The sequence below is a fragment of the Helicobacter pylori genome, assembly GCF_021062735.1.
GTDB classification, from domain to species: domain Bacteria; phylum Campylobacterota; class Campylobacteria; order Campylobacterales; family Helicobacteraceae; genus Helicobacter; species Helicobacter pylori_DN.
On record NZ_JAHXLB010000001.1, the window covers coordinates 47266 to 61659 of the forward strand.

Sequence of the window (14394 nt, forward strand, 5' to 3'; positions counted from 1 at the left end):
GGATAGGAAATTCAGGCTTTTTTAATGATTGAGTGTTAATAAAAAACGCTAAAGGCATTTTTTAAACGCGCTACTTTAAAAAAGCCAGTTGCTCCAAAATCAATTCTTCTTTATTTTTAAAAACAAATTTAAAAAGGATCTTATAACGCCCCATTTTATCGCTCTCTAACAAATCAAATTTTAAAGGTTCGCATGCGCTTCTACAATCAAGCGTCCCTAATAATCTGGGCTGTGATGGGCTGGGATAAAACGCTAAATACACTTGAATATTTGGCGGATCTAAAGCGGGTTTGAGCGGTTGCAATTGCACATAAAGCGTGTTGGATTTTTCCAAAATCAAAGCGTTTTTTAAAAGGTTTTCTTGGAGTTTTTTATCCCCATGCGTGCCTTTAGAAAAATAGGGCAAAATGGGGGTTTTAGGGCTTTTAGTAAGGGGTTTTAAACCCACTAAAAAACGATAATTAGACTTAAAATTTTCATAAGTTTTAAGCATAGCGTTAAAGTTTAAATCCACTTCGTTATGCCCTTTGAAATACACTAAATCGTTTTTAGGCGAATTTTTTAGGGCAAACACCACCAAAAACACCACGATCCCAAGTCCAAGAATAAGCACGCTCATGATCCCTAAAGGCCAAAAGTTTTTTTCTTTCATTGGTTTCTCTCTTAAGATTTTTTAAAAAAATAAAGCCCCAAAAACGCACCCAAAAGCGTCAATAACAAAATATAAATGATCACCTTTACAAAAGTTACTCCCTTAGGAGCGTTAAAATTTTGCGTGATGTTCACACGATATTTTTGCGCTAAAGCATCTACTGCGACCGAATAGCCGTTAATGAGCATGGCTGAAATCCTTTGGGGCGTGTATTCTTTAGCGTTTGTGGGGAGTAAGGGAGCGATTTTTTCAAAAAAGATTTTATCAGTGTCTAACAAATCTTTAGGGTTAGCCACTAATTCTATTTTTTGAGCGTCATGGTAGAAAAAGAATACCACAAAAGGGGGTTTGAGCTGCTTTAAAAAGCCCTCTTGATAATTTTGGCGTTCCTTTTTGGCCGCCAAAGCGATGGGATTTTTTTCAAAATCCGTCATATCAATCACAAAACGCACGCCTGTTTTAAGATAAAGCTCTTTAGAAACGCCCTCTACAAACGCAACGCTTTTTTCTACCAAACGCCCCTTAGAATTATTCAAAACATAATCATCAGCCCCCAAACAACAAACAAAGGCTATTACAAGCCATAAGATTCTCATGTGCTAAACAAAAACAAGTTAGGCACAAAAGAAATAACAATCGTCATTAAAATGGTCGCTACTACCATTAAGGCTAAGATTTTTTCTAAAGTCGTGAATTTCATTTTTTACTCCCTTGATTGACTAATTCATAATTAGCCCGGTTTTGGGTGCTTTTCATCTCTAAAGCGTTAATATCCTTATAGCGGTAATAATTGGTGGCTTGCTCTTTTTGGATATGGATCGCTTTGAGTGCAAAAAAAACGACCACACCCAATAAAATAACCACAATCAGTAAATTCCCTGCTAATCCGTTTAAAAATTTCATCTCTTTTCCTTTAATCTTCTAAGGGTTTTAGCGATTGGATAAATTCGGCTAACGCTTTAACTTGCAAATCGCTAAAGTTTTTATACTTGAACGATGGCATATGCCCTATATTGCCCTTTTTGCCATGCGTTAAGATATTTCTCAAAAAATTCTCTGTGCCGTAAGTGGTCAAATCGGCTGCAAACACTTGATTTTCTTGCAAGCCCTTACCATCATTGCCATGACAGCCTGTGCAACCCATGCTTTCAAACAGCTCCTTGCCTTTATCAATGAGTTGAGGGTTTTTTGTCTTTTTAACGCTAGAAAGTTCTGCCATCACATAGCTCGCGATCGCTTTAGCGTCTTTTTCATCCAATTCCATAGCGGGCATTTCCCCAGCGAGATAATCCATGCCCTTAGAGCCATGCTTAATGGTGTCCATAATGCCCTCTTCTTTACCCCAGCGCACCAGATTTTGAGCGCTCCCATGCAAGCCCTCAGCGGTGATGCCATGGCATTGCGAACAATGGACTAAAAAGATGCCTTGCCCCATATCCACCAATTCCTTTTGACCCAAATGCTTCCATTTGGCTTCAAATTTTTGGTTGTGCGCTTTAACCTCTTCATTGTATTGCCCGATTTGAGAAAAGCTATTCAGCGGATACCCAAAGAAAAAATACCAAAAAGCCCACACAATCGTGCACATAAAGCTTGCGATCCAGCCTACTGGCACATTATTGGCAAACTCCCCTATCCCATCAATCAAATGCCCATTTTCTACAAGCTCACCCTGAGATTTGCTGTCGCGCATTTCTTTAATGAGCGAACTGGATTCATAGATGGTTAAAACTAAAATCACAAGCGCTGCAATCAAGCCAAAAACATTTATATGGTCGTTTAAAAAATCCATTTCAACTTTCCTTTATGCCCTTATCATGAACTTCTTTATGGCGTGGTTCAATCAACTCATCTTCTAAAGCATCATTTAACGCTAAATACCCGTATCGCTCATAATCCACGACACCCTTTTTTTGCTTTCTATACATGCTAAAAATATAAGCGTACAAAAAGAGCGTAAAAAGAATGGTGAAAAACGCATACGCAAAACCTCTCAAACTTTCTAAATCCATCATTCACCCCTTATTTAGCGTTTTGATTGGTGCTAATCCTGGAATTACCCAAGCTATTCAAATAAGCGATCAAAGCCACAATTTCTAACACTTCACCTCTCTCAATCGCTTCTAGCACCCTCTTGTCTTTCATATCGGCTGTGATTTTTTTAGCTTCTTCTAAATAGGCTTTTTTCGCTTCTTCTACGCTCCCTAATTTCACGCCGTTTTCTGTGTCATAAGGCACGCCAAAAACCTTTTTTTGCGTCAAAGCTTCTGCATAAGCGGTGTCAAAGTCGCTCTTTTTTATGAATAAATGCTTATAGGCGGGCATGATGCTGTGCGGCACAACGCTTTTAGGATCAAACATGTGCTTTTCATGCCAATCGGTTGTGCGATAATCCCCCACCCTATGCAAATCAGGACCAATCCTTTTAGAACCCCATAAAAATGGCCTGTCATACGCATATTCCCCGCTCAAACTATACGCACCGTATCGATCCACCTCAGCTTGGAAAGGGCGGATAAGTTGGGAATGGCAATGATAACAACCTTCTTGAATATAAATTTGCCTCCCCGCTGTTTCTAAAACCGTGTAAGGCCGTAAGCCTTCAATGGGGCGAGCGGATTTAAAGAAGTTGGGCAAAATCTCCACCAAGCCCGCAATCGCAAACACAAAAATAAACGCAAGAGTGAAAAAGAACGGGTTTTTTTCTAAAAAACTAAACATTTCCAACCTCCCCTATCTAGACATAGGCGTGGCGTAATTGGGCTCACGCTCTAATTTTCTGCCTGCTGTGATTGTCATAAAAATATTGTAAGCAAAAATAATAAATCCGGTAAAATACATAAGACCCCCAACGCCTCTAATATTGTAATAAGGGATTAGCACCTTAACCGTATCAATGAACTGGTAGGTGAGATTCCCATACTGATCCACATCCCTCCACATCATCCCTTGCGTGATCCCTGCAATCCACATGGACGAAAAGTAAAGCACAATCCCTAAAGTCATGATCCAAAATTGGAAATCCACAAGCCTGCCTGAATAAATCTCTCTTTTGAAAAGCCTAGGCGTCATGTGATACATGCTCGCAATCAAAGTGAAGCCTACCCAACCAAGCACGCCGTCATGCACATGCCCTATGATCCAATCAGTAAAATGCGCTAAGGCGTTCACGCTCTTAATGGCTTGAATAGAGCCTTCTAAAGTGGAAAGCATGTAGAAAGTTGAAGCCAAAACTAAGAATTTGATCAAAGGGCTTTCTTTGAGCTGGTGCCACTGGCCTCGCATCGTTAGTAGCATGTTAATAGCTGTCCCCCACGAAGGCAAGATCAACACCACTGAAAACACGCTAGAAAGGGTTTGCACCCAATCAGGCACGGTGGAATAAATCAAATGGTGCCCGCCTGCCCAAATATAAACAAACATCAAGCTCCAGAAAGAAAACAAAGTGAGTTTGTAAGAAAAGATAGGCTGGCCGCTCTCTTTAGGCAAGAAATAATAAATCGTGCCAATCACCCCACTTGTAAAGACAAAAGCGACCGCATTATGCCCCCACCACCATTGAATGAGCGCATCATTACTGCCTGAATACATAGAAATAGAATGCCAAACGCTCCCCATATCAGCGACAAAATAGGTGGGGACAGAAAGGTTATTGAAGAGATACATCACCGCTATGCCCACATAAGTAGCGATGTAATACCATAAAGACACATAAATGGTATTTTCCCTCCTAACGCTCATGCTCCCAAACATATTAACCCCCCATAGCACCCATGCCACAACCACAATAATATCTAAAGGCCACATCAATTCAGCGTATTCTTTAGATTGAGTGAGACCAGCAAACAAGCTAATAACCCCTAGGATTAAAAGAACAATCCAAAGCCAAAAATGCAATAACCCTACAATTTTCAAAAAGGGGTGTTGGTGGTAAGTGATTTTAAGCACCCTTTGACCGATATAATACCAACTCGCCCAAACCCCCCCAAGAGTGAAACCATAGATCACCGCATTCGTGTGTAAGGGGCGCAAGCGGCCAAAAATACCATACTCCCCTGCAAGGTAATTCAAGCTAGGGAAAGACAACTCAAAGGCTAACACGATCCCTATTAACATGCCTATTATCCCAAAGCCAACCATCGCATAAAGAAACAATTTGCTAATGGAATAATCATAACTCAAAGGCACATTTTCTTGCATGCAATACTCCTATTTGTAGTAAATTCAACAAAGATAAACATAATTATAAAATTTTATCTTTTTCAAAAAGCTTAATTTTTAATCTTTTTCTGTAACATTGTAATAACTCAATCCAATTTGAATGACAAAGCCAAACCACTACTATCTTTGGCTAAAGGCTAAACATGACTAAACCAATTCTCTCAATCCTTGCCCCTTTTTTTATCGCAACGCTATTGTATTTTTTAGGTGCACCAGATGGGTTAAACCCTAGCGCATGGCTTTATTTTTGTATTTTCATAGGCATGATTATAGGGCTAGTTTTAGAGCCGGTGCCACCAGGTTTAGTGGCATTGAGCGCGTTAGTGTTGTGCGTGGCGTTAAAAATTGGAGCGAGTGATGGAGTAGTGGGTGCTAATAAGGCTATTTCGTGGGGTTTGAGCGGGTATGCGAATAAAACGGTGTGGCTTGTGTTTGTCGCTTTTATTTTGGGTTTAGGGTATGAAAAAAGCTTGTTAGGGAAACGGATCGCTCTTTTACTCATTAGGTTTTTAGGGCAAACCCCTTTGGGTTTAGGCTATGCGATTGGTTTGAGCGAATTGTGTCTGGCCCCCTTTATCCCTAGCAACTCCGCTAGAAGTGGGGGCATACTCTATCCAATCGTTTCATCTATCCCGCCTTTAATGGGATCTGATCCAAATGATAACCCTGACAAAATCGGCACGTATTTGATGTGGGTCGCTTTGGCTTCAACTTGCATCACTTCGTCCATGTTTTTAACCGCGCTCGCTCCTAACCCCCTAGCAATGGAAATCGCTACCAAAATGGGCGTGAATGAAATCTCATGGTTTTCGTGGTTTTTAGCGTTCTTGCCTTGTGGGGTGGTTTTGATCTTGCTTGTGCCTTTATTGGCGTATAAAACCTGCAAACCCACCTTAAAAGGCTCAAAAGAAGTGAGTTTGTGGGCTAAAAAAGAATTAGAGGGCATGGGGAGGTTTTCTTTAAAAGAAATTTTAATGCTCAGCCTCACTTTACTAGCTTTATTGGGTTGGATTTTGGGCAAACCTTTAGGCTTGCATGCGAGCGCGACGGCTTTGATTGTCATGGTTTTAATGGCGTTTTGTAAGATTGTAAGCTATGAAGACATCATCAAAAACAAGAGCGCATTCAACATTTTTTTATTGCTTGGATCGCTGCTCACGATGGCTAGCGGGCTTAAAAATGTAGGGTTTTTAAATTTTATCGGCAATGCGGCTAAAAATTTTTTAGAGCATGCTAACTTGGATCCGTTAATAGCGGTCTTGTTTATTATAGCCTTCTTTTATCTGTCGCATTATTTTTTCGCTAGCATCACCGCTCATGTGAGCGCGTTATTTGCGCTTTTTGTAGGGATTGGTTCGCACATTCAAGGGGTCAATTTGCAAGAATTGAGCTTGTTTTTAATGCTTTCTTTAGGGATTATGGGGATTTTAACCCCCTATGGCACAGGCCCATCCACCATCTATTATGGGAGCGGGTATATTTCAAGCAAGGATTTTTGGAAATGGGGGTTTATTTTTGGCGTGGTGTATTTGATCGTGTTTTTAAGCGTGTGCGTGCCTTGGGTCAAACTCATCGCTTATAGGTGGTTGTAGCTGGAAACTTTACACAACGCCCTTTTAAAATGGTATGAAGAATTTGGGCGAAAAGATTTACCTTTTAGGAATTTAAAGGGCATTAACGCTCCTTATGAAGTCTATATCAGCGAAGTGATGAGCCAACAAACCCAAATCAACACGGTAATTGAGCGTTTTTATTCCCCTTTTTTAGAAGCTTTCCCCACTTTAAAAGACTTAGCGAACGCTCAATTAGAAGAGGTTTTATTGCTCTGGAGAGGGCTTGGTTATTATTCAAGGGCTAAAAATTTAAAAAAAAGCGCTGAAATTTGCGTTAAAGAGCATGACTCACAATTACCCAATGACTATCAAAGCCTGTTGAAACTCCCCGGGATTGGCGCATACACGGCTAATGCGATTTTATGTTTTGGCTTTAGAGAAAAGAGCGCATGCGTGGATGCTAACATCAAACGAGTGCTTTTAAGGCTTTTTGGTCTGGATCCAAATATCACGGCTAAAGACTTACAAATTAAGGCGAATGACTTTCTCAATCTTAATGAAAGCTTTAATCATAACCAAGCCCTAATTGATCTAGGGGCTTTAATCTGCTCCCCTAAACCCAAATGCGCACTTTGCCCTTTAAACCCTTATTGTTTAGGTAAAAACCACCCAGAAAAACACACGCTTAAGAAAAAACAAGAAATCATTCAAGAAGAGCGCTACTTGGGCGTTGTGATCCAAAATAACCAAATCGCTTTAGAAAAAATAGAGCAAAAACTCTATTTTGGGATGCACCATTTCCCTAATCTCAAAGAAAATTTAGAATACAAACTCCCTTTTTTAGGGGCAATCAAACACAGCCACACTAAATTCAAGCTCAATTTAAACCTCTATTTAGCTGCGATAAAAGATTTAAAAAACCCTATTCGTTTTTACAGCCTTAAAGACTTAGAAACCTTACCCATAAGCTCTATGACGCTTAAAATTTTGAATTTTTTAAAACAAAAAAATTTATTTGGGGGTTAAACCCTGCCAAATCTAAAATGGCTCTACTTTATCGCAGGCACCACTTCAGGGATCAAATACGCAATCGCGCTAATCACAACTCCCATGATCGCTACAAAAATAAGGGAGTATTTGACCGTGAATTTGAATAAATCGCTCTCTTTCCCAGCTAATCCCACTGCCGCGCAAGCGATAGCGATGCTTTGAGGGCTTATCATCTTGCCCAAAGTGCCACCCACGGTATTAGCCGTTAGGGTTAAAATCTCAGGGAGGTGCAATCGTTGGGCGGTGAGTTGCTGTAAAGAGCCAAATAAAAGATTTGAACTCGTATCGCTCCCGGTTAAAAACACGCCTACCCACCCGATCAAGGGCGAGAAAAAGGTGAAAGCTAAGCCCGTATGGGTGAGCGCTAAGGCTAGAGTGGAAGAAATCCCGCTGTAATTAGACACATAGGCAAAGCTTAAGACTAAACCAATGGTAAGAATGGGGTAGTGCATTTCTTTTAAAGTCTCGCCAAAAACGCTCAGCGCATCGCTCACTCGCACCCTTAAAACGAGCATGCTAATGAGAGCGGCTAAAAAAATGGAAGTGCCAACCGTGTTGATTAAAGAAAATTTAAACACCACCGGAAAACTCACGCTTTGATCGGATTCTACAAAAGGCGGGCTTTTAAAGATGTGGTTACTGATGTTATTGAATTCAAAATAAAAATTAGAAAAAGCTAACAAGCCGTCTTTTTCAAATAAAGCCTTAAAAAAAGGCTGTATCCATAACACAATCACTAAAACCAAAACCACAAAAGGAGACCAAGCGACATAGATCTTACAGATATGATGGTTACTCTTAGTGAATGAGGCCGCTTTGCCATCGCTTCTAAAAATGACTTTAGGCTGCCAAAATTTCAAAAAGAGCGCCGTTGCAACGAGTGAGACAAGGGCTGAAATAATACCAGGCAATTCTGGTCCTAAATAATTAGAGCTTAAAAATTGCGCACCAGCAAAAGAAAAAGCCGCAATAAAAACGGCCGGAAAAGTCTCTTTAATCCCTTTAAAGCCATCCATTAAAAACACGATGAAAAACGGCACCAACAAGCTCACAAAAAAGAGGATTTTACCCGTCATGGCTGAAATTAAAATTGCTGGCACCCCTACCGCGCTCGCCATGGCACTTATAGGGATACCCACCGCACCAAAAGCCACAGGAGCGGTATTAGCGATCAAACATAACCCAGCAGCGTATAAAGGGCTTAACCCTAAGCCCACTAAAATCGCTGCGGTGATGGCAATAGGCCCTCCAAACCCGATCGCTCCTTCTAAAAACGAACCAAAACAAAAGCCAATCAAAATCACTAAAATCCGGTGATCTAAAGTGATGGACTGAACACTTTCTTTTAAAATTTCAAAATAGCCGGATTTAACGCTGAGTTTGTATAAAAAAATCGCCGCAATAATGATCCAAGCGATCGGCCATAAGCCATAAAGAAAGCCATAAAGAAAGCTTGAACCCACCATGCTAACAGGCATTTTATACACTAAAACCGCAATAATGGCTGATAAGGCCACGCTCAAAAAGGCCGCCGCATAACCTTTGAGTTTAAAAACCATTAAAGATAAGAAAAATAATAAAATCGGCAATAAGGCTACAAGAGCGCTCAGCCAAATATTACCCAAAGGGTCATAAATTTGATGAAATTCTAGCACTAAAAAATCCCCTTAAAAAATATTCTCTTACTCCCCTAAACCCCCTCCATTAAGTAGGAGTAATTGGGATAATAAAGGGGAAGACATAAGCAATAAGAGTGAAGACAATCCCCATAATGATTGCCAAAACGATGGAGTATTTTACTGTAAATCTGAACAATTCGCTCTCTCTCCCCACTAATCCCACCGCCGCGCAAGCGATAGCGATACTTTGAGGGCTTATCATTTTACCCACAACGCCCCCTGAAGTGTTTGCCGCTAAGAAAAGCACTTCAGGCAAGCCAAGCTGTGTAGCGATGAGCATTTGCAAAGAGCCAAATAAAAGATTAGAACTCGTATCGCTTCCGGTTAAAAACACCCCAAGCCAACCTACAACAGGCGAAAAGAAAGTGAAAACATGCCCAGTATCCGCTAACGCTAAAGCGAGCGTGGCGCTCATGCCGCTATAATTAGCCACATACGCGAACGCTAAAACCACGCCAATGGTTAAAATCGGCAAACGCATTTCTTTTAAAGTGGCCCCAAACACCCCTATCGCATCGCTGATTTTCACGCGCAACAAAAACACGCTTAAAAGAGCGGCTACAAAAATGGAAGTGCCTGTCGTTAAAATCAAAGGGAGTTTGAACACGACAGGAAAATTGGTCGCTTCAGTAACAATGGGAACGGTTTTAAAAACCTTTTGACTGATAGAATCAAATTCAAACGCAAAGCTAGAAAACGCCAAAGCCCCGCCTTCTTTAAAGAGCGCTTTAAACCAGGGTTGCGTCCATATGATAATCGTAATCGTGAGCAACACAAAAGGCATCCACGCCACAACCACCTTACAAATATGGTGTTTTTCTGTGTTCATCGTGGGTTCTTTGCCATTGCTGGTGAAAATGCGTTTAGGCTGCCAGAATTTTAAAAACAAAGTGGTAGCAATCAATGACACTAAAGCTGAAATAATATCCGGAAGCTGCGGCCCTAGATAATTAGAGCTTAAAAATTGCGCGATAGCAAAACTAAACCCGGTAACGGCCACTGCAGGAAAAGTCTCTCTAATCCCTCTAAAACCATCCATTAAAAACACGATGAAAAAAGGAATGCCAATGGAAAAAATGGGTAACACCCTGCCCACCATTTGAGAAATCTCTAACTCAGGGATACCCACCACGCTAGCCATTGCCGTAATAGGAATGCCCACCGCACCAAAAGCCACAGGAGCGGTGTTAGCAATTAAGCACAATCCGGCAGCGTATAAGGGGTTTAGCCCAAGGCCGACTAAAATCGCCGCTGTGATCGCTACCGGACCTCCAAAGCCGATCGCTCCTTCTAAAAACGAGCCAAAACAAAACCCGATCAAAATCACTAAAATGCGGTGATCCGGCGTTAGGGTTAAAATGCTTTCTTTTAAAATCTCAAAATACCCGGATTTCACTGAAAGGTTGTAAAGAAAAATCGCAGCGATCACAATCCATGCGATCGGCCACAAGCCATAAAGAAAGCCATAGAAAAAACTCGCGCTCACCATTTGAGCGGGCATTTTATACACAAATAACGCAATAATGATTGAAAGCAATAAGCTTAAAAACCCAGCGCTATAGCCTTTAAGTTTAAAGACAATAAGAGAAATAAAAAAGAGCGCAATAGGCGAAAGTGCGACTAAAGCGCTCAGCCAAATATGGTCTAATGGGTCATAGACTTGATAAAATTCCATGCATTTTCCTTGAATAATTAAAAGTATTTTTTTATCTTACTTAAAAGAAAAAACTAATTTTAAGTAGCATTTAATATTAAGTCAAATTTAATGGGTTTGTGGTTTATTTTAGTAACAATGTTTGAGCGAGTGGGTTTATCAACTTGTGGTTACAATCTTACCAAATTTTGAGTATTATATTGTTTGTGTTTGAAACTCTTAATTTGGAATTTTAAGGAGCCTTCTTTGAAAGTCAATTTCTTTGCTACTTGTCTAGGAGCAGCCATATACAGCAACGCATCGCTTAATGCTATCAAATTACTCCGTAAGGAAAATTTGGAAGTGGTTTTTAAAAAAGACCAGACATGTTGCGGCCAGCCAAGCTACAACTCAGGATACTATGAAGAAACAAAAAAAGTCGTTTTATACAATATCAAACTTTATTCCAATAACGACTACCCTATTATCTTGCCTAGCGGTTCATGCACAGGGATGATGCGGCATGATTATTTGGAATTGTTTGAAGGGCATGCGGAATTTAACATGGTTAAAGATTTTTGCTCTAGGGTGTATGAATTGAGCGAATTTTTGGATAAAAAATTGCAAGTCAAGTATGAGGATAAGGGCGAACCCCTTAAAATCACATGGCATTCTAATTGCCATGCCTTAAGGGTGGCTAAAGTGATTGACTCAGCGAAAAATCTCATCAGACAGCTTAAAAATGTGGAACTCATTGAATTGGAAAAAGAAGAAGAATGCTGCGGGTTTGGGGGGACTTTTTCAGTCAAAGAGCCTGAAATTTCAGCGGTTATGGTCAAAGAAAAGATTAAAGACATAGAAAGCCGTCAAGTGGATGTGATTGTTTCAGCGGATGCTGGGTGTTTGATGAATATCAGCACCGCTATGCAAAAAATGGGCTCTCTAACAAAACCCATGCATTTTTATGACTTTTTAGCCTCAAGGCTTGGGCTTTAACATTAAAGAATTGTTTTAAGGAATAACCATGGAAAAATACCATAGCGACCAAGAATACGAAGAAATCATCACCGACCAATTAGGCGATACGCAATTAAGGGAAAATTTGCGTTCTGCAATGGATACCTTAAGGGCTAATCGTAAGAATCTCCTTAAAAATCGTTACAGCGAGTGGGAAAATTTAAGGGAATTAGGCAAAGAAGTCAAGCTTAAAATTTTATCCAGGCTTGATGAATATTTGGAATTGTTTGAAAAAAACGCCACTCAAAACGGCTTTAAAATCCATTACGCTAAAGACGGCGATGAAGCTAATGAAATCATTTACAACCTCGCTAAAGAAAAAAATATCAAGCGCATTTTGAAGCAAAAATCCATGGCGAGCGAAGAAATTGGCTTGAACCATTACCTCAAAGAAAAGGGCATTCAAGCGCAAGAAACGGATTTGGGCGAATTGATTATCCAGCTCATTAATGAACACCCTGTGCATATTGTCGTGCCAGCTATCCATAAAAACCGCAAGCAAATCGGTAAGATTTTTGAAGAAAAACTCAACGCCGCTTATGAAGAAGAACCTGAAAAGCTTAATGCGATCGCCAGAAAATACATGCGCAAAGAATTTGAAAGCTTTAAAATGGGGATCAGTGGGGTGAATTTCGCTATCGCTAATGAGGGGGCGATCTGGTTAGTGGAAAATGAAGGCAATGGCAGAATGAGCACCACCGCATGCGATGTGCATGTCGCAATTTGTGGGATTGAAAAATTAGTAGAAAGCTTTGATGATGCGGCGATTTTAAACAATCTGCTCGCTCCAAGCGCTGTGGGTGTGCCTATCACTTGTTATCAAAATATTATCACAGGCCCTAGAAAAGAGGGCGATTTAGACGGCCCTAAAGAAGCCCACATCATTTTATTAGACAACAACCGCTCTAATATTTTGGCTGATGAAAAGTATTACCGCGCTCTTTCATGCATCCGTTGCGGGACTTGTTTGAACCACTGCCCTGTGTATGATAAAATCGGTGGGCATGCCTATCTTTCTACTTATCCTGGCCCTATAGGCGTGGTGGTATCCCCCCAACTCTTTGGCTTGAATAATTACGGGCATATCCCTAATTTGTGCAGTCTTTGCGGGCGTTGCACTGAAGTATGCCCCGTAGAAATCCCTTTAGCCGAACTCATTAGAGATTTACGATCGGATAAAGTGGGCGAGGGCAGGGGCGTAATTAAGGGGGCTAAAAGCACCCAACACAGCGGGATGGAAAAATTCTCTATGAAAATGTTTGCCAAAATGGCAAGCGATGGGGCTAAGTGGCGTTTCCAATTGAAAATGGCTCAATTTTTCTCGCCTTTAGGCAAGCTTTTAGCTCCCATACTGCCTTTAGTCAAAGAGTGGGCGAGCGTGAGAACCTTACCCAATATGGACACGAGCTTGCATGCAAAAGTCCAGCATTTAGAAGGGGTGATTTATGAGTAAAGAGCTTATTTTAAAGCGCATTAAAGAAGCCAGAGCCAAGCATGCCATTCAGGGAGCAAACCCTATTTATAGAAATATCATTAAAGTGGAGTTTGAAGACTTAGTGGAAGAATACAAGCATTTCCAGGTGTTGAATAAAACTGAAGTCATTGAAAGCGCTAAAGAAAATTTAGAGCAAGCCATTTTAAAGGCTTTAGAAAATTTTCAAAGCAAAAAAGTCTTACACTCTACGGATTTAAATTTGAATTTTGAAGCGTTTAAGGATTTTACTTTACAACCTTATGATAAAGAAATTGAAGCGATGCGTGAAGAGTTGTTTGAGATTGATACGGCTTTGTTGCATGGGGTTTGTGGGATTTCAAGCTTGGGCATGATTGGGGCGGTTTCTTCGCATGCAAGCCCACGATTGCTTTCGCTCATCACCCTTAATTGCATCATTTTATTGAAGAAAGAATCCATTGTGCACAATTTAAGCGAAGGCGTGCAAGCTTTAAAAAATCAAAGCCAAAACGGTGCATTGCCCACAAACATGCTCCTTATTGGCGGGCCTAGCCGGACAGCCGATATTGAATTAAAAACCGTTTTTGGGGTGCATGGGCCTCAAAAAGTCGCTGTCATTCTCTATTAAAGGATAAGAATGGAAAAATTAGAAGTAGGGCAATTAGCCCCTGATTTTAGATTGAAAAACAGCGATGGCGTAGAAATTTCTTTAAAAGATTTGCTCCATAAAAAAGTGGTGTTGTATTTCTACCCTAAAGACAACACCCCCGGATGCACTTTAGAAGCCAAAGATTTTAGCGCTCTGTTTAGTGAATTTGAAAAGAAAAACGCTGTTGTCGTAGGCGTAAGCCCTGATAACGCGCAATCGCATCAAAAATTTATCAGCCAATGCTCTTTGAATGTGATTTTGCTCTGCGATGAAGATAAAAAAGTAGCCAATCTTTACAAAGCCTATGGCAAACGCATGCTTTATGGGAAAGAGCATTTGGGGATTATCCGCTCCACTTTCATTATCAACACGCAAGGCGTTTTAGAAAAATGCTTCTACAATGTCAAAGCGAAAGGCCATGCTCAAAAGGTTTTAGAGAGTTTGTAGTGTTAGCTCTCTAGATTTCGCCCATTTTAATTTGAGATTT

At 40.5% G+C, this 14394-nt stretch carries 15 protein-coding genes; 6 read left to right on the forward strand and 9 right to left on the reverse strand.

Features of this window, described 5'->3' with window-relative positions; translation table 11 throughout:
- Nucleotides 1-70: 70 nt before the first annotated feature.
- The 7 genes from KX581_RS00265 to ccoN all read right to left on the reverse strand — a co-directional run bounded on the left by KX581_RS00265 (nucleotide 71) and on the right by ccoN (nucleotide 4852).
- Entirely contained in the window at nucleotides 71-652 is a 582-nt protein-coding gene (locus tag KX581_RS00265; RefSeq protein ID WP_053577449.1) for a hypothetical protein, read from the reverse strand.
- Between the two features lie 11 nt (nucleotides 653-663).
- Complete coding sequence (locus KX581_RS00270; RefSeq protein WP_231175274.1) at nucleotides 664-1248, reverse strand: hypothetical protein; 585 nt, start codon at nucleotides 1246-1248, stop codon at nucleotides 664-666.
- 100 nt (nucleotides 1249-1348) lie between these two features.
- Nucleotides 1349-1555 (reverse strand): DUF4006 family protein, encoded by a 207-nt coding sequence (locus KX581_RS00275; RefSeq protein ID WP_231175275.1) that lies wholly within the window; start codon nucleotides 1553-1555, stop codon nucleotides 1349-1351.
- A 10-nt stretch (nucleotides 1556-1565) separates the two neighbouring features.
- A complete protein-coding gene (ccoP, locus tag KX581_RS00280) occupies nucleotides 1566-2444 on the reverse strand; it encodes a cytochrome-c oxidase, cbb3-type subunit III (RefSeq protein ID WP_108303331.1) in 879 nt (292 codons plus the stop codon).
- Nucleotide 2445: 1 nt separating this feature from the next.
- Complete coding sequence (locus KX581_RS00285) at nucleotides 2446-2664, reverse strand: cytochrome c oxidase, cbb3-type, CcoQ subunit (RefSeq protein WP_001847091.1); 219 nt, start codon at nucleotides 2662-2664, stop codon at nucleotides 2446-2448.
- Nucleotides 2665-2674: 10 nt separating this feature from the next.
- Nucleotides 2675-3373 (reverse strand): cytochrome-c oxidase, cbb3-type subunit II, encoded by a 699-nt coding sequence (gene ccoO, locus KX581_RS00290; protein WP_000490784.1) that lies wholly within the window; start codon nucleotides 3371-3373, stop codon nucleotides 2675-2677.
- Between the two features lie 12 nt (nucleotides 3374-3385).
- On the reverse strand, nucleotides 3386-4852 hold the full coding sequence (ccoN, locus tag KX581_RS00295) for a cytochrome-c oxidase, cbb3-type subunit I (protein ID WP_231175276.1): 1467 nt from the start codon (nucleotides 4850-4852) through the stop codon (nucleotides 3386-3388).
- A gap of 164 nt (nucleotides 4853-5016) precedes the next feature.
- Between ccoN and KX581_RS00300 the strand changes: the two genes are divergently transcribed.
- Nucleotides 5017-6465 carry a DASS family sodium-coupled anion symporter gene (locus tag KX581_RS00300; protein WP_231175277.1) on the forward strand — a complete coding sequence of 483 codons (1449 nt, stop codon included), beginning with the start codon at nucleotides 5017-5019 and terminating at the stop codon, nucleotides 6463-6465.
- Nucleotides 6466-7452, forward strand: coding sequence for an adenine-specific DNA glycosylase (locus tag KX581_RS00305; protein ID WP_121018149.1), 987 nt, complete (start codon nucleotides 6466-6468; stop codon nucleotides 7450-7452). It begins immediately after the preceding gene.
- Between the two features lie 23 nt (nucleotides 7453-7475).
- Here KX581_RS00305 and KX581_RS00310 read toward each other — a convergent pair whose 3' ends face one another.
- Complete coding sequence (locus tag KX581_RS00310; protein ID WP_231175278.1) at nucleotides 7476-9131, reverse strand: L-lactate permease; 1656 nt, start codon at nucleotides 9129-9131, stop codon at nucleotides 7476-7478.
- Between the two features lie 49 nt (nucleotides 9132-9180).
- The gene (locus tag KX581_RS00315; protein ID WP_231175279.1) at nucleotides 9181-10830 is read right to left on the reverse strand and encodes an L-lactate permease; all 1650 of its coding nucleotides are present in this window, start codon (nucleotides 10828-10830) and stop codon (nucleotides 9181-9183) included.
- Nucleotides 10831-11055: 225 nt separating this feature from the next.
- Between KX581_RS00315 and KX581_RS00320 the strand changes: the two genes are divergently transcribed.
- The 4 genes from KX581_RS00320 to KX581_RS00335 are packed head-to-tail and all read left to right on the forward strand — an operon-like array spanning nucleotide 11056 to nucleotide 14354.
- A complete protein-coding gene (locus KX581_RS00320; protein ID WP_000867258.1) occupies nucleotides 11056-11784 on the forward strand; it encodes a (Fe-S)-binding protein in 729 nt (242 codons plus the stop codon).
- Nucleotides 11785-11812: 28 nt separating this feature from the next.
- Nucleotides 11813-13258 (forward strand): LutB/LldF family L-lactate oxidation iron-sulfur protein, encoded by a 1446-nt coding sequence (locus KX581_RS00325; protein WP_120872474.1) that lies wholly within the window; start codon nucleotides 11813-11815, stop codon nucleotides 13256-13258.
- Nucleotides 13251-13886: a LutC/YkgG family protein gene (locus KX581_RS00330; protein ID WP_231175280.1), complete on the forward strand. Its 636-nt coding sequence runs from the start codon at nucleotides 13251-13253 to the stop codon at nucleotides 13884-13886. Before KX581_RS00325 ends, KX581_RS00330 begins: the two co-directional genes overlap by 8 nt.
- A gap of 9 nt (nucleotides 13887-13895) precedes the next feature.
- A complete protein-coding gene (locus tag KX581_RS00335) occupies nucleotides 13896-14354 on the forward strand; it encodes a peroxiredoxin (RefSeq protein WP_000412959.1) in 459 nt (152 codons plus the stop codon).
- The last annotated feature ends 40 nt before the right edge of the window (nucleotides 14355-14394 follow it).